Annotated in this window: 15 protein-coding genes; 12 read left to right on the top strand and 3 right to left on the bottom strand. The window is 59.1% G+C overall.

Going from position 1 to position 22,031, the window contains the following annotated elements:
* Nucleotides 1-50 precede the first annotated feature (50 nt).
* Together FJY67_04395 and FJY67_04390 are read right to left on the bottom strand one after the other, a co-directional pair.
* Nucleotides 51-662, bottom strand: coding sequence for a MotA/TolQ/ExbB proton channel family protein (locus tag FJY67_04395; protein MBM3328702.1), 612 nt, complete (start codon nt 660-662; stop codon nt 51-53).
* Between the two features lie 170 nt (nt 663-832).
* Nucleotides 833-2,434, bottom strand: coding sequence for a S41 family peptidase (locus tag FJY67_04390; protein MBM3328701.1), 1,602 nt, complete (start codon nt 2,432-2,434; stop codon nt 833-835).
* Between the two features lie 209 nt (nt 2,435-2,643).
* On the opposite strand from FJY67_04390, the gene FJY67_04385 reads away from it, so the two are divergent.
* The 6 genes from FJY67_04385 (at nt 2,644) to obgE (ending at nt 12,119) form a co-directional block, all read left to right on the top strand.
* Nucleotides 2,644-4,668 carry a methyltransferase domain-containing protein gene (locus FJY67_04385; GenBank protein ID MBM3328700.1) on the top strand — a complete coding sequence of 675 codons (2,025 nt, stop codon included), beginning with the start codon at nt 2,644-2,646 and terminating at the stop codon, nt 4,666-4,668.
* The gene (locus FJY67_04380; protein MBM3328699.1) at nt 4,631-5,182 is read left to right on the top strand and encodes a VOC family protein; all 552 of its coding nucleotides are present in this window, start codon (nt 4,631-4,633) and stop codon (nt 5,180-5,182) included. Before FJY67_04385 ends, FJY67_04380 begins: the two co-directional genes overlap by 38 nt.
* A 95-nt stretch (nt 5,183-5,277) precedes the next feature.
* A complete protein-coding gene (locus FJY67_04375; protein MBM3328698.1) occupies nt 5,278-6,471 on the top strand; it encodes an acetate kinase in 1,194 nt (397 codons plus the stop codon).
* A gap of 261 nt (nt 6,472-6,732) precedes the next feature.
* Nucleotides 6,733-7,620: a prepilin peptidase gene (locus tag FJY67_04370; protein MBM3328697.1), complete on the top strand. Its 888-nt coding sequence runs from the start codon at nt 6,733-6,735 to the stop codon at nt 7,618-7,620.
* Between the two features lie 32 nt (nt 7,621-7,652).
* Complete coding sequence (locus FJY67_04365) at nt 7,653-10,829, top strand: T9SS type A sorting domain-containing protein (protein ID MBM3328696.1); 3,177 nt, start codon at nt 7,653-7,655, stop codon at nt 10,827-10,829.
* A gap of 330 nt (nt 10,830-11,159) precedes the next feature.
* Nucleotides 11,160-12,119 carry a GTPase ObgE gene (obgE, locus tag FJY67_04360; GenBank protein ID MBM3328695.1) on the top strand — a complete coding sequence of 320 codons (960 nt, stop codon included), beginning with the start codon at nt 11,160-11,162 and terminating at the stop codon, nt 12,117-12,119.
* 38 nt (nt 12,120-12,157) lie between these two features.
* On the opposite strand, the gene FJY67_04355 is transcribed toward obgE, so the two are convergent.
* Nucleotides 12,158-12,379: a YdeI/OmpD-associated family protein gene (locus FJY67_04355; protein ID MBM3328694.1), complete on the bottom strand. Its 222-nt coding sequence runs from the start codon at nt 12,377-12,379 to the stop codon at nt 12,158-12,160.
* Nucleotides 12,380-12,542: 163 nt separating this feature from the next.
* Here FJY67_04355 and dprA point away from each other — a divergent pair, with 163 nt between their 5' ends.
* The 6 genes from dprA to FJY67_04325 form a co-directional block, all read left to right on the top strand.
* A complete protein-coding gene (gene dprA, locus FJY67_04350; protein MBM3328693.1) occupies nt 12,543-13,706 on the top strand; it encodes a DNA-protecting protein DprA in 1,164 nt (387 codons plus the stop codon).
* 1 nt (nt 13,707) lies between these two features.
* Complete coding sequence (locus tag FJY67_04345) at nt 13,708-14,817, top strand: response regulator (GenBank protein ID MBM3328692.1); 1,110 nt, start codon at nt 13,708-13,710, stop codon at nt 14,815-14,817.
* A 128-nt stretch (nt 14,818-14,945) separates the two neighbouring features.
* Nucleotides 14,946-17,285: a M6 family metalloprotease domain-containing protein gene (locus FJY67_04340; protein MBM3328691.1), complete on the top strand. Its 2,340-nt coding sequence runs from the start codon at nt 14,946-14,948 to the stop codon at nt 17,283-17,285.
* Between the two features lie 36 nt (nt 17,286-17,321).
* Nucleotides 17,322-18,008, top strand: a complete 687-nt coding sequence (locus FJY67_04335; GenBank protein ID MBM3328690.1) for an ester cyclase — start codon at nt 17,322-17,324, stop codon at nt 18,006-18,008.
* A gap of 657 nt (nt 18,009-18,665) precedes the next feature.
* Entirely contained in the window at nt 18,666-19,610 is a 945-nt protein-coding gene (gene rsgA / locus FJY67_04330) for a ribosome small subunit-dependent GTPase A (GenBank protein MBM3328689.1), read from the top strand.
* Between the two features lie 47 nt (nt 19,611-19,657).
* A partial coding sequence (locus FJY67_04325) for a PAS domain S-box protein (GenBank protein MBM3328688.1) occupies nt 19,658-22,031 on the top strand: 2,374 nt, incomplete at its 3' end.

The raw sequence follows: 22,031 nt of genomic DNA, 5'->3' as shown, positions 1-22,031 counted from the left end.
ATCAGGGCTGGGGCTGGAAATCTTGAGCCTTGAACCCTGAGCCCTAAGCCTTATGCTACTTGCTTTTCGACCAACAGATCGACGAAGTCCTGGGTCGATTCCTCCATATCGGAAACGATCTTGTCGATGCGCGACACGAAGAAGTTATGGAAGAACTGAATAATGATCGCGACCACCAGCCCGAAGAGGGTCGTCAGGAGCGCTTCGGCGATTCCGGCTGCGACCAGCGCCGGCGAAATGTCGTTCGCCTTGGCGATGGCGTCGAAGGCGTTGATCATCCCGCTGACGGTGCCGAGGAAGCCGAGCATCGGGGCAATCGAGATCACCGTCGCCAGCCAGACGAGGTTGCGCTCGAGGAAGGCCATTTCGATTGTTCCGGCCGTCATCACCGCCTTTTCGACATGCTCAATGCCGCGCCCGACGCGTAGCAGCCCGGCGTGGAGCACATTCGCCACCGGCCCGCGGGTGTTGGCGCAGAGTTCGATTGCCTTGTCAACCGAACCGCCGGTGATGGTCTCCCGAATCTGGCGGGTGAACTTTCGCGCATTTATGCTGGCGCGGGTCAGCGTCCAGGCGCGCTCGAGCGCGAACATCAGTCCGATGATGAGACAGATGAGAATGGGCCACATGAAGGCGCCACCCCGGACGAAATAATCTACCATAAGGTTCCTCTGGTGTCGAAATAGAGCCGGACAGACCCGCCCTCCCGGATGGATAGGGAATCCGGTCTGCCCATTGTTTGGCAGGGTAGGTCCTGTCAATCCAGCAGAGAGGACCGGTGGCCACTCCTGCCATCGAACGATTCACAAGTTAAGCCCCCGCCGGGTCGCTGTCAACTCTTCGAAGCCCGGCGCCAGACCGCGGCCACATCGCGTGCCTTTCCAAAGAGGCTTCGCGCAGTTTTCACCACGGGATCGGACTCGGCCATCACCCGGTAGTAGTAGTCGCGGCTGTTCCAGACGATCTGGGCGATCTCTGCTTTCAGCAGCGTCGCCAGGTAGTCGCGATCCTTCGATAGGAGGTCTTCGGGATAGTTCACCTTCTTCTCCTTGGCGACTTCAATGAGTTGCTTCAGGTCGGCATCGGTGATGGAGAACTCAAGCAAGTACCGGTCAAAGCCGTAGTCCGGCGTGAGACCCTTCACCTTTACCAGCGACTGCGCGTAGGGAAACATCACTTGCGCGCCGATAAGTTGCGCCGCGGCTCCAGTAATCTTGTGGTCCTCGACCGTCGAATCGGGAGTGATGCCGGTTGCGTCATAGACCGTCCGTCCGCCGAGGGTCTTGAAAGCCATATGCTTGGTCGTGTCATCACCGCCGCGCATTCGGACGGCGTAGTATTCGCCCCGCCCTTTATCGTAGGGCCGTTGAATGAGCCGTCCCGAAGGTGTGTAATAATGCGCGGTCGAGAGCCTAATCACGCCGCCGCCTTTCAGAGCATAGGGAAACTGCACCAGCCCCTTGCCAAAGGTCTGTTGGCCAATAATCAGTCCCCGGTCGAGATCCTGCACCGCGCCGGAGACGATCTCCGAGGCCGACGCGGTCCCGCCGCTCACCAGGATTACCAGATCGAATTGCGGATGCGTCGCCCTGTCGGTCGAGTAATAGGTTGAGTCTTCGCCCGGGATCCGGCCTCTTCGCGACACGATCGGGTGCCGTCCCGGAATCAGCATATCCGCCACTTCGACGGCTTCGTTCAGCCGCCCGCCCTGGTTGTTTCGCAGATCGAAGACAAGCCGAGTCATCCCCCGACTCTCCATTTGCCGGAGAGCCGCGTCGAATTCGCCGCTCGTCGTTGCCATGAACTGGTTTAGGAGGATGTAGCCGGTCGAGTCGTCAAGCATAAACGATGCCCAAACTGAGTGGATCGGGATGGCGTCGCGGATGATCGTGTAATCGATCAGTTCCGGAGCACCCTCCCGGGCCACCTTCACCTTGACCGTCGTGCCCCGCTTGCCGCGCAGTTTCTTGAAGACCTCATCGCTGGTAATACCGTAAGCACTGATCCCGTCGATCTCGACGATGCGGTCGCCGGAACGAATTCCGAGCCGGTCGGCAGGGGTCCCCGGTATCGCCGAAATGACAGTGATCAGTTCGTTCTGGATGACGAAGGAGATGCCGATCCCCTCGAACTCGCCTTGATCCCGCTCCGCGATCTCCTTCTGTTCGGCGGGAGGGATATAGACCGAATGCGGATCCAGTCTTTTCAGCATCCCCTCTATTGCTCCCTCGCTCAGTTTCTCCATGTCGGGCTGTTCAACGTAGGCTTGCTGGATCAGACTCATTACCTGAGTGATCTTCTGCGCCTCGGTCAGGATGTTCCCGCCGGCATTGACGAAACGGGTAACCAGCCAGACCCCGGCCGCAAGCCCAAGGGCAAGTCCGGCCAGTTTGAATGTCCGGGAGGGACGGTGTCTATCGGTGAGTGAGGGCACCTGTTTGATCTGACGTATTCTTGTGAATAATGACCAACGTTGCAACAACGTCGGCGTTACTTATCATAAGATACGAACGGCACACCCCTTCTCCAACCGATGTGTGAAGAGTGAGTTGGGAACTTGATTACCCGTCAGGCTGTTCCTATCTTTACCGGCAGCGGGGTCATCGCCCCGGCTGACAAGATTAACTTTTAGATATCAATAAGATGCAGAAGCGCGTCAGTTCCGACCGCGACAAACCTCCCCAACCTCGCCCCCGCAACGGCGACCGGCGCCGCGCGGCTCTCGGCCCGGTTCCCAATCTCGAGGAACATGTCCGGTCCGATTGGTGGCGGGGCATATTTAATTCCCTCTACCTGAAGACCGATGCCGATGTCGTCGCCGACGACGCCATTACCCGCACCGAAGTCGATCTCTTTTCGGATCTGCTTAGACTGGCGCCCGAACAGCCGCTGCTCGATCTCTGCTGCGGGCAAGGCCGGCACTGCCTCGAACTGGCGCGTCGGGGGTTGCGCAATGTCGAAGGACTGGACCGGTCGCACTACCTGATCCAGCGCGCCAAGGCGACAGCTCGCTCGGAGGGCCTCCAGGTTCGCTTTCGCGAAGGCGATGCGCGCAAACTGCCTTATCCCGCCGATGCCTTCGACGTCATCACCATATTGGGCAACAGTTTCGGATACTTTGAATCGGTTGCCGACGACCTCCGCGTCCTCAAGGAAATTCTTCGCACCCTGCGGCCCTGGGGGCGGCTGCTCGTGGACGTAACCGACGGCGACTTTGTCCGGGCGCACTACCAGCCGCGCTCCTGGGAGTGGATTGACCGCAAGCACTTCGTATGCCGCGAGCGCTCCCTCTCCGCCGGCGGCGACCGGCTCATCACCCGTGAGGTGATCACCCATGTCGACCGCGGGGTGCTGGTCGATCAGTTCTACGCCGAACGGCTCTACAACCGCGAGTCGCTCGCCGACCTGATGAAAACAGCCGGTATCGGCGATTTCACCCTGCACGCCGAGTTCAGCCCCAATTCGGCGCGTAACCAGGACCTCGGGATGATGGCCCAGCGGCTCGTCGCGACCTCGGTCTGCCGCAAGGACTGGACGCCCCGCAGAAAGAAGGCGCGCAGCGACGTCCGTAATGTGGTCGTTCTCCTTGGCGACCCCTCCAAACCTGACCCGTTAAAACCGCTCACCGTTTGGGACGACGACGACTTCTATACCATCGACCAGATGAAAGCGGCTCTTAAGGAGATTCCCGGCTACGATTTCGCATATTTGAACAGCCATGACTCGCTCGCCTCCGATTTGAAGCGACTCGCCGGGCGATTCGACTATGTCCTCAACCTTTGCGACGAAGGCTTCGGCAACGATCCGCGGCGGGAACTCCATATCCCCGCGCTCCTGGAACAACTCGACATCCCCTACACCGGTGCCGGTCCGCAATGTCTTGCGTATTGCTATGACAAGTCGCTGGTGCGGGGGATTGCCAAGGAGATGGAAATCCCGGTGCCGGAAGCGATCTTCGTCAAGCCGGGCGACATCCGGCTCGAACTGCCGGTCGCCTTCCCGATGATCGTCAAGCCGAATTATGGAGACTCGTCGTTCGGCATCACCCAGCGTTCGATTGCCTATAACCACGAGGACCTTGCCAATGCGATACTCGACATCCGTGGACAGTTCGGCTATGACAAGCCGCTCCTGGTCGAGGAATTTCTAACCGGTCGCGATATCAGCGTTGGGATCATCGGCAACCCGCCCGAATCTTACCTCGTCCTGCCGGTCATCGAGGAGGACTATTCGGTGCTGCCCGAAGGCTTGCCGCACATCTGCGGCTACGAAGCGAAATGGCTGCCCGAATCACCCTACTGGCAGATCAGGTCGGTTCCTGCCGATCTTCCTGAAGAGACGCGCCAGATGATCGTCGCCTGGTGTTTGCGTCTCTTCACCCGCCTCGAGTGCCGCGACTATGCCCGGTTCGATTGGCGGCTCGATGCCGCCGGCCGGCCGAAGTTGCTCGAAGTCAATCCCAATCCGGGCTGGTGTTGGGATGGCCATTTGGCCAAGATGTTCCGGCTCGGCGGAGGAACCTATTCACGGATGCTGCAGGAGTTGCTGCAATCGGCCGAGCGGCGGATAGGCTTGCGACCGATGGACGAAAAGCGCGACGATACAGCAGCCGCAATCGGAATGAACGGCAATGGCGCGCAAAGTATCCTTGTCGCTGCGACGGCGTGAGGCAGGATTTAGCGAGCGTGTATCGACCCGCCCATCCATTTTAACATCATTGGGAGAGAACCTGGAACAAGAACCACTCGAAGGCGAATTTACCCCCGAAGTCGATCTCGGCTGGCTTGAGATTTGCTTTTCGGTAAAGGATCTGGCGAAGTCCACCGAATTCTACGCCCGTCTCGGTTTCGAGATCGTCGGCGGCGATCCGCTCGAAGGCTGGGCGGTGATGGAGAACGACGCCTACCGTATCGCCTTATACGAAGGACATATCACTGGTAATATGCTCAACTTCCGCGGCGTCGAGGTGCGTGAACTTGCCGCCAAATTGAAAGAGCGGGGAGTCGTCTTCAAGAGCGAACCGGAACTGGAGGAAGATGGCTCCGTCGGCGCGACCATCGAAGACCCCGACGGCAACATCATCTATCTCAACACCCATCCTGACGAACTGATCGACGACTGCGATGAAGAGGAGTGCGACAACCCGGAGCACCATCATCACCATCATCATCACGGTCATTGACCCTCGCCGTCTGCAATGCCGCAATTCCGTCCCGTTGCGAAGGGAAGCGATAGACTTTCCCTGCAATAGGAACCCTGCATAAATAGGCTCCGGCAATGCTCATCCTGGTTTTGAACAGCGGCTCGAGTTCGGTAAAATTCCGTCTCTTTGAGATGGAGGGCGAAGTCTGCCTCGCTTGGGGAATGGTCGATCGCATCGGCGCGCGCGGCTCGATTCTGACTCAGGAGCGGCACGATGGCCATAAGGTCAAACTGGCGGGAGAGATCATCGATCACCAGCAGGCAATCGAGTATATCCTCGCGATTCTGCTCTCGCCCAATCACGGCGTCATCACCGACCGCGCGATGATTGCGGCTGTTGGACACCGTGTCGTTCACGGCGGCGAACGGTTCACCGCCTCGGTCCGGATCGACAGCGAAGTGATGGCGCAACTTCACGACTGCATCGAACTGGCGCCGCTCCACAATCCCGCCAACATCAAAGGCATTCAGGCTTGCAAGGCGCTGTTGCCAAATGCTCCGCAGGTCGCCGTATTCGACACCTCGTTTCATTACCGGATGCCTGACTACGCCTACCTCTACGGCCTGCCATTTATCCTATACAAGCGATACGGCGTCCGACGCTACGGCTTTCACGGCACCTCGCATCGCTATGTTGCGTCGCGAGCCGCAGACTTGATGCGCCGTCCTCTCGAGGAAATCAACCTCATCACCGCGCACCTTGGCAACGGTTGCAGCATGGCTGCAGTCCAGGGCGGCATCTCGATCGATACGACGATGGGCTTCACTCCGGTCGAAGGCCTTCTGATGGGCACCCGCACCGGCGATCTCGATGCTGGTGCTCTCCTCTACATCATGAGCCGCGAGGAGATCGGCATCGGCGAAGCGACCTCGCTCATCAACAAGCACTCCGGCCTGTTGGGTATCTCCGGCGTCTCTAATGATATGCGTGAGATCGAGGCGGAATCCGCTGCCGGCAACGCGCGAGCGCAGACCGCGCTCGACATTTTCGCTTATCGCGTGAAAAAGACCATCGGGGCCTATGCTGCCGCGTTGGGACGTCTGGACGGCATCGTCTTCACCGGCGGCATCGGCGAGAACTCGGCTAAGGTGCGGGAACTGTCGCTGACCGGTCTGGACACTTTTAATGTGCACTTTGACGGAGGCGCTAATTCGGCATCATCGAAAATCGAACGCTTCATCGACAGTGGCGAGGGTGTCCGCATAATGGTGATCCCGACCAACGAGGAACTAGTCATCGCCCGCGACACGCGGGAACTGGTGATGTAATAGGGTGACGACCATCTCGTCCCCTTTGCACCTCAATGCCTCTATGACCGAGATGCCCTATCCTATTGAATGCTTCACCTGTCTGAAGCAGTTTCACAATGATGGATCGGATGCCATTGCCTTATACTTTATACCTATACCTATTGGACTTTCCGACCTTCAGCCTTAGATTTAAACGGCTACATTATGGCGTAGGTAGTAACGGCTTTATGGGTACGGGTCCGTGTTCGGTTGATTTGAGGGAATAGTCGCAGTTATCGGGTGGCTTCGCCGGACGACCGGCTTGCATTAGAGCATATCTCTCATTCTTCAGTCACAATTCATTCTTCGTTCTTTATACTAAATTCTTCACTCCAGGTTCTTGAGTCTGCGGCTTTCCTGCCGGTGCTGATCTTCATCCTGGGGACGATGGTCGGATCGTTTCTTAACGTGGTGATTCACCGGGTGCCACGCGGCGAATCTATCGTCCGGCCGGGATCGCACTGTCCTCATTGCGGACGGCCGGTGAGGGCGCTCGAAAATATCCCAATCCTGTCGTATATCTTTTTATGGGGCCGGTGCGCCGGCTGCCGGGGGCGGATATCGTTGCGCTACCCGGTTGTCGAGGCGCTTATGGGGCTGTTGGCCGTTGCGATGTTGATGAAGTTCGGCCTGACCTGGGATGCGCTGCACTACACCGCGCTCGCGGCTCTCCTCCTCGCGCTCTCGGCCATCGACCTCGACACGATGCGACTTCCGAATGCAATTACCCTTTCCGGAGCCCTCATCGCTGCTGCGACAACGTTGCTGCTCCGGCGCGACGCCGTCCTGATGATGTTGCTCGGCGGACTGATGGGGTTGGGGCTGATGATCTTCATGGGGCTTCTGGGCAAAGTGCTCTTCCGGAAGGAGACGCTCGGTTATGGCGACGTCAAGTTAGGCGGTATGATCGGGCTCTTCGTCGGGCCCTGGCATACGCTCGGGATGTTCGTTTTCGGTGTCGCGACCGGCGCCGTGATCGGACTCGGCGCCATCTTGATCGGGCGGCGGGAATGGGGCTCGAGGATACCCTTCGGTCCCTTTCTGGCGTTGGGGACACTCGTATCGCTCTTTTGGGGTCAAGCGGCCCTCGATTGGTATCTTCGACTAGCGATGCGAGTCGCTTCTTGACAAGCGCCGCTGCAGTTTCGTAAGTTGTTTTGATGAATCGGTTTTACCCGTTCGGCCTTGCCGGCGGGGTTGACTCCCAAATTCGAAAATGCCCACGACCGGCTCAATCAAGCCGGCATCAAGTTCAGGAGGAAAGAATGATCAGGAAGGTTCTGCTTCCTACGGCAATGACCCTTCTGGTGGCTGCAGCGAGCCTTTGGGCTCGTGGAGGCGCACCGGTGCCGGCCCAACTCGACCTAAAGTCCCCCGCATACGCGCCACTGGTGAAAATCGTTACCGGCGACGAGCCGCTTCCGGCTTCGGTCTTCGACATCACTCCCGTCTATGACGATGTCGAGCGGCCGCGGCGCGATCCGCCGGTCGGCCAGTTGACGACCTACGGCCGGACTTACTACGACTATCAACACAACGGGACCATCAGCAAAATGGTCCATCTCGACACCGACGGCGGGGTGCATTTCACCTATATGCGCGGCTATGTTGCCGACATTGCCGGCACCCGGCGCCAGTTCTACAACTTCCTCGATGAGGGTGGCAACTGGCTGCTCGGGCCGGACGACCTTGGCGGCGTGATCGACAACGGCACCCGTTCTGGTTATGGAATGGTCACCGTGCTGCCCGCCGACAACCGCGCGATGCCGATCTATCATGTGCTCGGGCACGTCGAGCAGGATCGCACCTACCTCGGGTCAGCGCAGTCGGCCGACTTTGCCCGCGGCTTCGGAGCCTTCAGCGCTCACTATCCGTCGGCCTGGAACAACGTCCAACTGGCCTGGCCGAAGGCGGACATCAGCCGCAACAACATCACCCATATGACGGCGACCGAGAACGGCGGTGAGCAGCAAATCTGGCAGCGGGTCGCCTACTGGCGCGGCACGCCCACCAACAACAATTTCGAAGAGTGGCAGTGGCTCAATCCGCCCATAAACGTCGATACCGCTGGTTGCATCACTTCGATCGTTTCGGCATCGCCGACATCGAACCGCGTGGTCGTGGCCTGGCATCACAACCGGGTCGGTGCCAATCTCGGTGCTTGGGACGGCTTCCGCGGCGCCTGGCAGCGCAATAATGACATTCGCTATATCGTCTCCGAGAATGGTCGTGACTTCGACTGGCAGAACGGCATCCGGAGTCTGACCAATATCATCCCCATCGACCCCGAATTGGTCAATGTGGACCGGACCGCTGCACTTGGCGACACCTTTCGCCCCTACACCGACGTTGACATTCAGTTTGACCCCTGGGGTGATGAAGGCCTCTATGCGGCGTTCTCGGTCTGCGGCTTCTGGGAGAACCCCGAGCCGGGCGGCGATCCGGTTACCGGCGTCACCGGAGAGCACGACTACCTGCTCTTCTGGAACGGCCAGGAGGACACGATTACTTTCGTTTTCGACGGCTGGTATTTCAACCGGACCGCAAACGCCACCCGCACCGGCGCCTGGCGGATGAACGCCGACCGGCCTTCGATTGCTTTTGACCCTGAAGAAGAGGGCAAGATTTACCTCGTCTGGGTCAACTTCCCGAAGATCATGGAGGTGAACGAGCAAGGTGACGGCTTCGATTACCTTGAAGGCGCCACCGACACCTCGACGGCAGGTTACAACAACGCCGAGATCATGGTCTCGATTTCGACCGACTTCGGCATAACCTGGCGCGAGCCGATCAACATCACCAACACCCGTTGGGAGGAGGAGGAAGCGCCGCAGCCGGGTCAGTGCCAAAGCGAGAACTGGCCTTCGGTCTCGGCGCGCGTCGATGATGCTCTTCACATCACCTACATCAAAGACCTTGATGCCGGCGGCATTCCTCAAAACGAGGGCACCGCGACTAACAACCCGGTGATCTATCAGCGCATTCCGCTCGATCAACTCGACTTGAACGATCCGGTTGCACTCCCCACCGACGGCTGGATCTTCCACAATCATCCCCAAGCCCGCCCGCAGATCGATGAGCGGTCGGTGCGCCGCAGTTCCGGGATGGTGCTCACGGGTCAGGCGGTGCAGGTAACCGCCACCGTCGTCCCCGGCGGTGCCAACCAGTTGCCGGATGACGGGGTGCTGTTGCTCGTCTCCTACAACAACGGCGAAGAACAAGCGATCCAGATGGCGCGCGTCCAGGGTGATGTTTGGGGTGCGTCGATTCCGGGGCAGGACGAAGGGACGACGGTCTATTACCGTATCCAGGCCACCAACAGCGTCGGCCTCACTTCGTTCAGCCCGCAGCAAAACTACCGTTTCGGCTATGTGGTCCGTAACAATGGCGGCCTGCGGGTGCGCGACGTTCAGTTCCGGCCGGCCAACTGGGAGACCGACTACTCGATCTATCGCGGTTATGAGGTAACGCTAACCGGGGTAGTAACGACCCCGTCCTCGTTTGCGCAGACCTATGGCGCTTACGTGATCCAGGATGCCGCCGCCGGCTGGTCCGGTATTATGGTGCGCGGCGTTCAACAGGAATTGCAGGTCGGTGCCCGCGTCCGCGTTACAGGCACCGTCATGGAACAGGATCCACAGAACCGACGGGTTTGGGAGTTCTGCACGTATATCCAAACTGCCAACATCGAAGTGCTGGGGCAGGAGAATCCTCCCGCGCCGGTGCTGGTCGGCGGTGTCAGCGACCTCACCTTTGCCCGTCGCGCCGAGGAGTTGGAAGGTGTGCTGGTGCGCTTGCTCGACTTTGAAGTCGATACCCTTTCCGGTATCAACCCCGATGCTACGCAATACTGGCCCATCACCGACCGGACCGGCGAAGGTTGGTTCACTACCATTGGCCTGACCGAGGGGCAGATTGGCGAAGCGAACATTCGCTCCTTCCGACAGGGCACTACGATCCAGTCGATGACCGGCATCTTCACCGAGAATAACGGCCGCTATGCGCTGGCGCCGCGCTCGGGGCAGGATATCGGTCCGGCTGATGTGCGCGAGCCGGGCACCGGTCCCGTCTATGGCTTTGCGCTGCATCCGTCGTTCCCGAATCCCTTCAACGGGCGGACGACGGTCGGATTCGAACTCTCGCGCCGCGGACGGATCGAACTCGGCCTCTATGACATGGCCGGACGACTGATCGCCGATGTAACGAACGGCAATTACGAAGCCGGACGGCACAATCTGGTGATCGACGCCTCGGAACTGCCGAGCGGAGTCTATATGCTCCGTCTCGAGGCTGCCGATGGCCGGGTTGCCAGCCGCAAACTGGCGCTCGTGAAGTAGGCACTTCCGCTCTATGAGTAGACAAGTGCTCGGGCGCATCTGCGCTCGAGCACTTGTCTATTAGAGAATAAGTATCAAGTGCCAAGTGCCAAGTGCCAAGTAACAAGTATTTGAGTTCTTTGATTTATCCAGCGATTGCCGCTGTCACGTGCCTCACGTGACAGCATATGAGCACGAACTTTCCGTCACGTGAGGGCACGTGACGGCGATTCGTGGCGTGAGAGACGAATAAGTCAAAGAACTCTATTTGTAGGTTGGAAATCGAAACGACCGTGCCGTTTGATTAGGCTGCTTGTCACTTGTCACTTGACACTTGATACTTGACCCATCATGAAATTCATCGACGAAGCGACGATAGAGGTTCGAGCCGGCAAAGGCGGCGACGGGGCCGTCCATTTCCACCGGGCGGCGTTCGTACCCAAAGGAGGTCCCGACGGTGGCGACGGTGGCCGTGGTGGGAGCGTCGTCCTGTGCGCTTCGATGAATGTCGGGACGCTCTCCGATGTAGCCCTGAAACGAGTAATTGGCGCCCAAGACGGCCGTCCAGGCGGAGGCTCGCGAATGTCGGGGCGGGCCGGTGCCGATATTACTATTGACCTGCCGGTCGGGACGGTGCTAAAGGATTCCGAAACGGGTGAGATTCTTGCCGATTTAGCATTGGCAGGGGAGTCACTCGTTCTTTACGGCGGCGACGGCGGTCGCGGCAACGCTCGCTTCGCTACGCCTTCCAACCGGACTCCGCGACGTGCCGAACCGGGCCGTCCCGGCGAGTCGCGACGACTCCACCTCGAACTGAAATTGCTCGCCGATGTCGGCCTGATCGGTCGTCCCAACGCCGGCAAGTCAACGCTCCTGAAAGCCTTGACGGCAGCTTCACCGCAGGTGGGCGATTACCCCTTTACCACCCTGACCCCCAATCTCGGAGTGGTGATGCTCGACAACTTCAAGCGCTTTACCATCGCCGACATTCCGGGACTGATCGAAGGTGCGCGATTCGGACGGGGACTGGGGGGGAGGTTTCTGCGGCACGTTGAACGAACCAATCTGCTCGTTGTTCTTATCGACTCGAACGATGCCAACTACCGCACGACATTGGACGGGCTGCTGAAAGAGATAGGGGGGTATTCGGCCGAACTAATGCGGCTGCCGAGGATCATCGTGCGGTCGAAATCGGATCTGCCTCGCGCCAGCCGGAGCCGGCTTAGGTTCGACCTCGAGATATCGTCGTTCTCCGGTGAGGGACTAGGCGAACTGGTGGATATATTGGCGAGAAGGTTGGGGGTGGTATAAGTGTCAAGTATCATGTGCCAAGTATCAAGTATCAAGTGTTAGGGCTTCGGTTTCCTGAAGGAGGCATATTCGAGGATCATGGGTATTGCCTTGCCGGACCGGGCGGTGCGTGTCGAAGGCTTCTTCGCTTCAGTTACATACTCCACATATTCGCGCTGGTGGGAAGGAGGGAGGCTCTCGAAGGCAGCCCGTGCTGCGGGATGATCCGTCAGTGCTTGTGCGAGTTTCTCGGGAACCTCGACGCCGTGCTTGGTGAGCATTACTACCTCATTATTAAGGGGGGCGGGAAACATATGACACACTTCAACCGTAGCGCCGCCATCCTGGCGGCACTCATAGCCAGCAAGATGCTGGCGCTACGTGTCAACAATTAATTGTCCCCAGTAATATAAATGACTGAGTAGGTCTGTCATATCCTGATTCTTGTCCAATCTCAAGGAACATAGTCCCGAATTGTTTCCGACTGCAGCCCGGGTACCGGTCCCTAATGACGAGTTCCGGTTCGGTCTTGCAGCCCTGCTGAATGCGCCCAACATCGGCAGCAGCCGGGCGCTCGAACTGGTGCGCCTCTTCGGTTCACCGGGCCAGACCCTCGCTGCGCCGGCCGGAGAGATCGCTTCGGCGCTCAATCTGCCACTCAGAGTTGGGCGAAGTGTCCATCAAGCCGCCAGGTCGCTTGACGGCGTAAAGTCCAGAATCGCCAAAGCCACCGGGATCGGAGCGCGGCTGGTTTCGTATTGGGATGCCGACTATCCGCCACGCTTGAAATTGACGACGGATCCGCCGGCGCTGCTCTATATCCTCGGTGAGCCGTCGCCGCTCTATGAATATAGCGTCGCCATCGTCGGGACGCGAGCACCCACCGAGCATGGCGCACGGCTCGCCTTCCGGATCGCTGCCGATTTGGCTCAGCAGGGTGTTGCGGTAGTGAGCGGCATGGCGACCGGCATCGACGGTAAGGCTCACGAGGGCGCCCTCGCCGCCGGAGGTCGTACGATGGCCGTGCTCGGCACTGGAATCGATATTGTTTATCCGCGTGAACACCGCTCGCTTTATGACCGGGTCGCGAAGCAAGGCCAGGTCGTAAGCGAATTGTTGCCCGGAACGACGCCTGAGCCGCACAACTTCCCGCAGCGCAACCGGATCATTTCGGGGGTTTCGATTGCCACCCTGATCGTCGAAGCCGGGACCAAGAGCGGGGCGCTAATCACCGCCAAGACAGCCATCGAACAGGGCCGCGAACTGTTTGCCGTCCCGGGTGCTGCCGGAACGATGCGCTCTGCTGGCGTCAATCGACTGATCAAGGACGGCACCGCACATCTGGCCGAGTCGGCTGCGGACATCATCGAGCGACTGAAGAGCCAACTTGCGCCGGTGTTGAACGTCGCCGCCACGCTTGCCCTGCCCGACCTAAAAGGTGATGAGGAAAAACTCTACCGTTTGCTTGAACCGGGACCGATGCTGATCGATGACGCCATTCGCAAGTCCGGACTGGGCGCAGTTCAACTGAACCGCCTCCTGACGACGATGCAACTTCGCGGTCTCGTCGTCCGGCTGCCGGGAGCCCGCATCGGAAGGAGCACTTGACATGGCGATCATTCCGGTCGTTTCGGCACTGCGACGCATCCTGGTGGTGAACGATCAGGTCGAACAGCTTAACTCGCTCGCAAGTCAGATGCTCGCCTTCGGTTACGATGTCGAAAGTGCCGCCGACGGCTACGAGGCGTTAGCCAAACTCCACTTCGACATCGACCTCGCGCTGCTTGATACCGATATGCCCGGCCTTGACGGGTATGAGGTCGCCGCCCGCATCCGTGACGACGGAACGATGCATGACCTGCCGATCGTGATGGTGTCGGGCGACGGTCGTCCGGTTAGCCGCGAGCATCAACTGCGCGCCTTTGAAGTCGGAGCCGACGACTTCATCTCGGCGCCGGTCGATACGGTGGCACTGAAGTTCCGCATCACCTCGCTGATTCGAATGAAAACGGCGCGGGACGAAGTGCGCCGGGCTCAGCAAGACCTTGAGCGGCTTGTCGAACGACGCTCCGCCTCGCTCAGGAGTGCTCTCGATAGTCTTGTCGGCGCCCAGAGGCAACTTCGCGATGCCCAGATTGACACCATACACCGGCTTGCAGTGGTCGCCGAATACAAGGACCCCGACACCGCCGCGCACCTACGCCGGATTAGCCTCTACTGCGACATGATCGGGAGGCGGCTCGGGCTGACGCCGGGCGAGATAGAGAAATTGCGCTACGCCAGTCCGATGCACGATGTCGGCAAGATCGGCATCGAGCCGGCGATCCTGCTCAAGCCGGGACCGCTCGATGACCTCGAGTGGGGCCAGATGCGGACGCACCCGGTCATCGGCGGGAAGATCCTGACCCGGTCGCACTCGGACTTTCTCCAGACCGGCGAAGCGATTGCCTTAACGCACCATGAACGCTGGGATGGGAGCGGCTATCCGAACGGCCTGGCGGGCGAGGATATTCCTCTGGCCGGACGCATCTGCGCCGTGGCCGACGTCTATGATGCGCTCACTTCGCGCCGCTGTTACAAAGAAGCCGTTCCTCCCGAAGATGCACTGCGGATGATGGAAGCGGCCAAGCGCTCGCACTTCGAGCCGGAACTGGTCGATCTCCTGATCGACGCCCGAGACGAAGCGCAGGAACTGCGATCTTCGATGACCCAAGATTGAAGTGCAATGAGCAAGACCTGCTTGATGGCAGGTACTTGAATCCACGTGCAAACTTCCGGGCTTAACGCCGTCCATTCATCGATCGATATCATCCTTAGTTATTGGTCATTAGTCATTAAGGCTTTTCAATGAGCCGTCTTTCATCTCACTTTCTCGCGCTGCTCGCTTTCTTGAGTGCGGCTCTCGCCTATGCCATGCCGCCACATCCCGAACTCGCCCGGCGCCTGCAGCAGGAGAACCGCCCACTTTCGACGGTAGGTATCACGAGCGAGGTTCGCGCGCGCGGCGTAAATGCACCGTTTCCCTTTCACATTGAGCAGCATCGCCGCGACGGGAGCGACGAAACCATCCTGCGCGCTATCTGCATCCTGGCGGACTTCGCCGACAACGAAGCCGACACCGGTGCCAGCCCGGTCGAGCACTATCAGACGATGCTCTTTTCTGAGGGTGAGTTCGACGGCGGCAGCATGCGCGACTGGTATCTCGAGAACTCTTACGGCGAAGTCCATATCGTCGGCGAGGTCTTCGGCTGGTATCGCATGCCGCAGGACTATGCCTACTATGTCGGCGGGCGGAACGGCTTTGGGGCTTATCCTCGTAACGCCCAACGGCTCGCCGAGGATGCCATCCGCGCCGCCGATGCCGATGTCAATTTCCGCGACTACGACAATGACCGTAACGGCGTCGTCGAAGCGATCTTCATCGTTCACGCGGGGCCGGGTGCAGAGTCAACCGGATCCGACGACGACATCTGGTCTCATGCCTGGCAGGTGCCGGGCAATGTTCGCCCCGATGGGGTGCGATTCGCCAGTTACGCTATGGAGCCGGAGAATGGCCAGATCGGCGTCTTTGGCCACGAATTAGGCCACTCGATGTTCGGCCTGCCGGACCTCTACGACGGCACCTACGAATCTTCCGGCGTCGGAGCCTGGTCGATGATGGCCGGCGGCTCATGGGGTGGAGGGGGCCGCCGTCCGGTTCACTTCGACGCCTGGTGCAAGTCCCAGGTCGGCTTCCTCGATTATTTCCCGATCGTCGATAACCAAATCGGCCTGACCCTCGAACCGGTCGAGATCGAAGGCGATGTCCGGTTCATTTGGCGGCGTGGAGAATTCGGACGCCAGTATTTCCTGATTGAAAATCGCCGCCGCATCGGCTTCGACCGCTCGCTTCCGGGCGAAGGTCTCGTCATCTACCATATCGACGAGACGATGGAGAACAACAACCACGCCTGGTGGCCCGGATCGGGTAATCAACTGCATTATAAAGTTGCCGTTGAGCAGGCTGATGGGAACTACGACCTTGAACATGGCGCCAACGGCGGTGATGCCGGTGACCCCTGGCCCGGCAATACCTTCAATGAAATGTTCGGTGGTGACACCGAGCCGAGCACCCGCGACTATTTTGGCCGGGAAACCGACGTTAGTCTGCGCAATATTGAGCCGGTCGGCGATGGCCGTGTGCGGTTCGATGCCTACATAACGCCCGGTCCCGGCCCGGAAGACCTACACCTGTTCCTTCTTGAGCGCATTCCCGGGGAGCACACCTTTCCGCATCCCGACGACCGGGGCGACACCATCATGACCACCGAGGTCGAACTCGTAACCGGGATGCTCGGCGCCCTGAACGCGGCTCCCGAAGGACGAGGTCGGGAACTTCCCAACGACCTCTTCCGTTACAATGTCGTTCTCTACCTCGAATCGTGGAGGGAAGGCGACGACGACATCGACCAAGGCTTGACCGCCCCGGAACAACGGTTGCTCATCTCATATCTTGAAGCGGGCGGCAGGCTCGTTTTGGTCGGTCCGGACGTTGCGACCAATTTGGCCGGCGATTCGCTCCTCTGGGATTACCTTGGTGCGAACTATGTCGGACCGGGCGTTTCCTCCCAAACGGGAAATCTGCGGCGACTGACCGCCAACGCCGAGTCGCGCATTGCGGGGCAGAACTTCGTTTATCGTTATCGGGGCGTGGTCGATCATTACATCGATCAGATCGAGCCGACCGAGGGCGGTCTATCGCTCTTTACCGATCAGTCGAATGCCCATCGCGGCTCGATGGTAGTTGGCGACGGCGGTTATCGGATCATCCTCCAGACCTTCCCGTTCGGCGGGCTCGTCGATTGGGGCGGGCGCAAACTTGAATTGCTCCGGCTCTACTTCCAGTTCCTTCGCTTCACGTTGACCTCAGTTGGCGAGGAAGATCCCCCCGAGTCGCCGGAGACATTCACGCTCCTCGAAGTCTGGCCGAATCCCTTCAATGGAACTCTGACGGTATCGCGAGCATCGGACCAGTCGCCATTGCGCTTGAATGTCTTCGACCCTCTTGGGCGCAAGGTAGGTGAACTAAATTTCGGGGTCGGGAGTCAACAGACTCTATGGCATGTGGGATCGGGACCCGTCGGCGTCTATTACCTCTGGCCCGATGCGCCTCACACAAGACCGGTAAAGGCGGTCTATCTCAAGTAAATCGCCGTCATCGCTTTCCAATTAAGGCTCAATTCCATGCGTTCTAATAAGTTGCTTACCATAAGCAGCCTTCTTACAGGACTCGTCTCCATTGCAACTGCGTTGGCGCAGTTGTCTGCTCCACCACCGCTGCCGTACCTCTCGTCGGAACCGTCTGCCGTTTCCAATGGGCACCCGGCTCGGACCATTGCGAATGAATTCTTCCGTGCGGTCTTTGTCACCGGCGATGTCGGCAAACTGAATACCTACGTTGCGGCAACGATGCTCGACCATGGCGCAATGGCCGGTGAGCAAGAGTCGGGGCGGGAGAGTCTGCGGCGGAGGCTGGCCGAATTCAGATTCGCTTCGCCCGATGCGGTTTTCACTCTGGTGCAGGTCGTTTCGGAAGGTGAAATGGCAGTGATTTATTACACGGTTTCCGGGCGTCATGAGGGGCTTCTTGCCGGTCACACCGGCAACGGATCATCGTTTCAATTCAGCCATTTTGATATGATGCGGGTAAAGGAGGGGTTGATCGTCGAATACTGGGGCGGGAATTTGGCTGAAGGCGCGCTCTTTCAACTTGGACTGGCGCCGCTTGCACCGCCGCTTCCACCCCTTCCGATGAACACCATGGCTCCGGCAAGCCCGGTGACGCCCCCGGCTATGCCATCAGCACCGACTCCGCCTCCCGGCACTGGAACGAAGAAGTCGGCGCCGCGTAAGAAGCCCTCGGGTCATTAGCGGCAGGCCGAATCGAGACCGGTGATTAAATCGGATCCACTTTCAGGCTCTGGCCGAAGCGACGCGCTGTAAGCACATTTTGTGCTTGAACTTGACAGCCTTGGATGATGGTGACGTCTCCCCACTGTGCGGAGACGCACTTTTTTTGTCCGGAATGGCCTTCACCTATTGACTTTGCGATTTGAGTGCTTAACTTTCACCTTCACACGAAGCAACCCTTCAACCCACCCTAAAGGAGGTTTCGATGGATGAAATGGGCTACTGCGTCAAATGCAAGGCGCAGCGTAAGATGGCGAAAGCCCAGAAGGTTACCATGAAGAACGGGCGCCCGGCTATGAAGGGCACCTGTTCCGTTTGTGGAACCGGGATGTATAAGATATTGTCCGTGAAGAAGTAACGGCTTCGTCCGGGGCCGGACGGCGTCAGCGCCAGCCAGCCTCAAGCCGTCAACCGGTGACGAAGCCCGCCAGCACGGCGGGCTTCGTCCGTTTTGGGATCGAGACCATTATTGAAGGATGCAATATCATCTTGTCTCGCCCCCCCGCAAAGCGGGGGGACCTTGGGGGGGTAGTAGAGCAATCCCACATTGCCCCCCCTTTTATTCCCCCCCCCCGCGAATCAGGGGGGAGAGGACAAAGACTAATTGCACCAAGTAGTATGACCCATCATCAGCATTCAAGGTCGGGGGATCGTCGCGCGTTGCCTCAGGTCGAAGGGCGCATTCTACGTATATCCGGCAACTACGCGGTCGTGCGCATCGATGAAATAGACCACCGTCTGGCGTTGCCGGGCCGGTGGCGTCGGGCGTTCGAGCCTGAAGACCAGCCGGCAGCCGGCGATCGGGTGATTGTAGAGACAGAATCGGGATCCTGGCGACTCGTGTCGATCCTGCCCCGCCGCAACTTCTTTACACGCAAGGCAGCCGGTTCGAAGCCGGTGCCGCAAGTAATTGCAGCCAATCTCGACCTCGCCGTGATCGTCGCAGCGGCTGCCGAACCACAGTCACCGTTTGGACTAATCGACCGCCTTCTCGTTGCAGCCCGGCTCGGTGGCATCGAACCCGCGTTGATCGTCAACAAGGCAGACCTGGTCACTTTAAGCGTTCTCTCCAAATGGATAGATAACTACCAGCACGCAGTCGAGGAGATCATCCTGGCCAGTGCAGTCGATGGCCGTGGGATAGCGCAATTAGGGGAGATTGCCTCGCAGCAGACCATACTTTTAGCCGGTGCTTCGGGAGTCGGCAAGTCAACCCTTGCCAACCTCATCGATCCTGCCTTGAATCTGCGTGTCGGAGAAATTTCCGATTATAGCGGCAAGGGTCGGCACACCACCAGTGTCGCGTCGCTCCTGCCGCTTGGAACCGGAGGCTGGCTGGTCGATACTCCGGGACTAAGGGAGTGCGCCCCGTGGGGTGCGACGCCTGAGACATTGCAGGATGCATTCCCGGAGATCGCCCGTCTGGGAAGCCACTGTGCTTTTCGCAACTGTCGCCATAGCCACGAAGCCAATTGCGCCGTTCAATCCGCTGCCGGCACTCCGGACCTGCCCGGCGATCGCTACGGCTCCTACCTCAAACTCCTCGCCGAACTCAGGCCTTAAGTCGTTTCTATCCTTCTGCTTTTGAATTATATTGATTAGGCTTTGGGATGCGTCCTTCCCGCACTTGCGGGAGAAGATCTGTCCGCCATCAATCCTATCATCATCATCATCTTAGCATTCCCCGAGGAATGATCGTCTCCGTCCGTTCGCGAATGTTGCTGGTCATGGCGCTCTTCCTGGCGTCGATCCTCGTCGTGCTTCTGGTCCAGCGGCATTCAGGACAGGCGGCTCACCGGGCGATCCGCGAAACCCGCGAAGATGAGATAAGACAGTTGCTTCGCGATGTCATCGACCTTCGCGGCGAGCCCCTGCGTCTCTTCGCCTACGATTACTCCTACTGGGATGAACTGGTAGGGTATCTGAAATCCCCCGATCCGACTTGGGCCAGAGAGAACCTCGAGGTCGGGGTGCTCTCCTTCAAACTCGACGGAGTGCGCATTGTCGATCTCTCGGGCCGATTGATCTCTGAGCATTGGCGCGAAGGCCGCGCCGGCCCATCTAATGACTCGATCCACTTTCCCCTGGCTACTGCCTCACCAATCTCCTTGACAAACGGCTCGGCAGTCTTGTCATCCGATACCCTTCGTCCCTGGTTTCAGCATGGCTTTTCGCGAGGTGCGGACAGTGAACTCTACGAGTTTCGGATTGCGCCTATTCAGCCGACCAGCGATGCCAAGCGGGTCTCCCGGCCGTTAGGGTTCCTCCTTGCATTCAAGGCTTGGGACGACGCCCACTTAGGTGAATTGACCGATATGACCGGTTGCGAACTGGAACTTGCTCCGGTTGGCAGCAATGGTCAGCCGAAAACGGAAGAGTCCGGCACTCCTCATTCGGGAGAAGCAGGCAGTCCTCAAATAATCCTGGATATCCCCCTCCCACCGTCCGGGGCAGCGGCGTCGGCTTATCTCCACGTTCGATACTTCTCGCCATCGCTGGCCAGATTCCACATCGAAGCCGCCAAGCCGTTCACGCTCTTCTTCGCCACCGGCTCGTTCGGACTACTCCTGGCACTGTTGCTGCTAAATCGCTGGGTCGCGGCGCCCCTCAAAGGGCTTACCCGCTCGCTTAGCGAGGGCAGCCTCGAGCCCGCCCGACCGCTCATGGCAAAATCGAACGAATTCGGCGAACTGGCGCGGCTGCTGGAGCGCTTCCACGTCCAGCGCGACGAACTGGGACGCAGTCGCGAACGCCTGAAGACCCTTATCGGGAATCTCCCCGGCATGGTCTATAGTGTGCTGCCCGACGAACCGGGGACGATTCTATACATCTCCGACGGCTGCCGTGCCTTAACCGGCTACACTCCCGAAGAACTGATGGGGCCAATTGGCCGCCCTTTCAATTCACTGGTGCATCCGGAAGACCACGACGCTGCTTGGGGAGAGATCAAGCGCGCGCTTGCTGAAGGGCGCCGATTTCAAGTCGTCTATCGCATCGTTGGACGAACGGGCGAAATCCGCTGGGTGCGGGAGCAAGGCATCGGCATCTTCAATCGGGAAGGCAAACCCGAGCGGATCGACATCTTTGCCGAGGACATCACCGAACGTCGGAAGAACGAGCAACTTCTGGCGGAGCGCGAAGAAATCTTCAGTACCGTCGTCAATTCGATTCAGGATCTGATCCTCCTCTACGACACGACAGGCCGTATCAGCGGGGTCTGGAGTGGATTGCTCGACCACGGCGACTTCCGGGCCGACATCTTCATCGGAAAGACCGACCTTGAGATCCTCGGGCCGGAGCACGGGAAGATTCCGTCCGACGCCGTTCAGGATGCGCTTGGGGGCATCTCTCAGACGGTCGAGTTCGACGTTAAAGAAAGCCGAATGCAGCGGCGTATTGAAGCCAACTTCGCTCCGGTGAGGTCCCAGGATGGCAGCATCGTCGGAGTCGTCAGTGTTGCGCGGGACGTTACTGCGATACGCGAAGCCGAGCGGACGATTCAACTTGAGCGCGACCGGTTCCGGCTGTATCTCGACGCCGCCGCCGGTATCGTTGCTGCGCTCGACCGGGAGGGACGCATCCTGCTGATAAATATGCCCGGAGCCCAACTGCTCGGCATCAATCGCGAAGAAGCCGTAGGGAGAGACTGGTTCGAACTGACGCTACGGGATGAATCGGCGGCTAAATGGAAGAACGCATTCCTAAAGGCTGTTCAAGATAGCCGGGAGTGGAGCCGCAGGTTCGAAAGTGAGATTGGACGTCCTCCCGGCGGAACACGGACGTTTCTCTGGCATATTACAATCCTGAGAGGCAGCACCGGCGCCGAGGGCGGCCTCATCTTCGGCCAGGACATCACCTATCTAAAACGTGCCGAACGAGCGCTTAGGGAGAGCGAAGAGCAATACCACCAGTTCTTTGAGGACGACCTGACCGGCGACTTCATCTCGACGCCGGAAGGCCGATTCATCGACTGCAATGCAGCCT

This window comes from Calditrichota bacterium (genome assembly GCA_016867835.1).
Classification (GTDB): Bacteria; Electryoneota; AABM5-125-24; order Hatepunaeales; family Hatepunaeaceae; genus VGIQ01.
This window is presented reverse-complemented; position numbering and strand designations above follow the sequence as displayed.

Coding starts and splice junctions, on each gene's coding strand:
- FJY67_04340 (MBM3328691.1), top strand. CDS start 14,946: ATGAGCCGTCTTTCATCTCACTTTCTCGCGCTGCTCGCTTTCTTGAGT.
- rsgA (MBM3328689.1), top strand. CDS start 18,666: ATGACCCATCATCAGCATTCAAGGTCGGGGGATCGTCGCGCGTTGCCT.
- FJY67_04385 (MBM3328700.1), top strand. CDS start 2,644: ATGCAGAAGCGCGTCAGTTCCGACCGCGACAAACCTCCCCAACCTCGC.
- FJY67_04380 (MBM3328699.1), top strand. CDS start 4,631: ATGGCGCGCAAAGTATCCTTGTCGCTGCGACGGCGTGAGGCAGGATTT.
- FJY67_04395 (MBM3328702.1), bottom strand. CDS start 662: ATGGTAGATTATTTCGTCCGGGGTGGCGCCTTCATGTGGCCCATTCTC.
- FJY67_04365 (MBM3328696.1), top strand. CDS start 7,653: ATGAATCGGTTTTACCCGTTCGGCCTTGCCGGCGGGGTTGACTCCCAA.
- FJY67_04375 (MBM3328698.1), top strand. CDS start 5,278: ATGCTCATCCTGGTTTTGAACAGCGGCTCGAGTTCGGTAAAATTCCGT.
- FJY67_04355 (MBM3328694.1), bottom strand. CDS start 12,379: ATGCTCACCAAGCACGGCGTCGAGGTTCCCGAGAAACTCGCACAAGCA.
- FJY67_04335 (MBM3328690.1), top strand. CDS start 17,322: ATGCGTTCTAATAAGTTGCTTACCATAAGCAGCCTTCTTACAGGACTC.
- obgE (MBM3328695.1), top strand. CDS start 11,160: ATGAAATTCATCGACGAAGCGACGATAGAGGTTCGAGCCGGCAAAGGC.
- FJY67_04345 (MBM3328692.1), top strand. CDS start 13,708: ATGGCGATCATTCCGGTCGTTTCGGCACTGCGACGCATCCTGGTGGTG.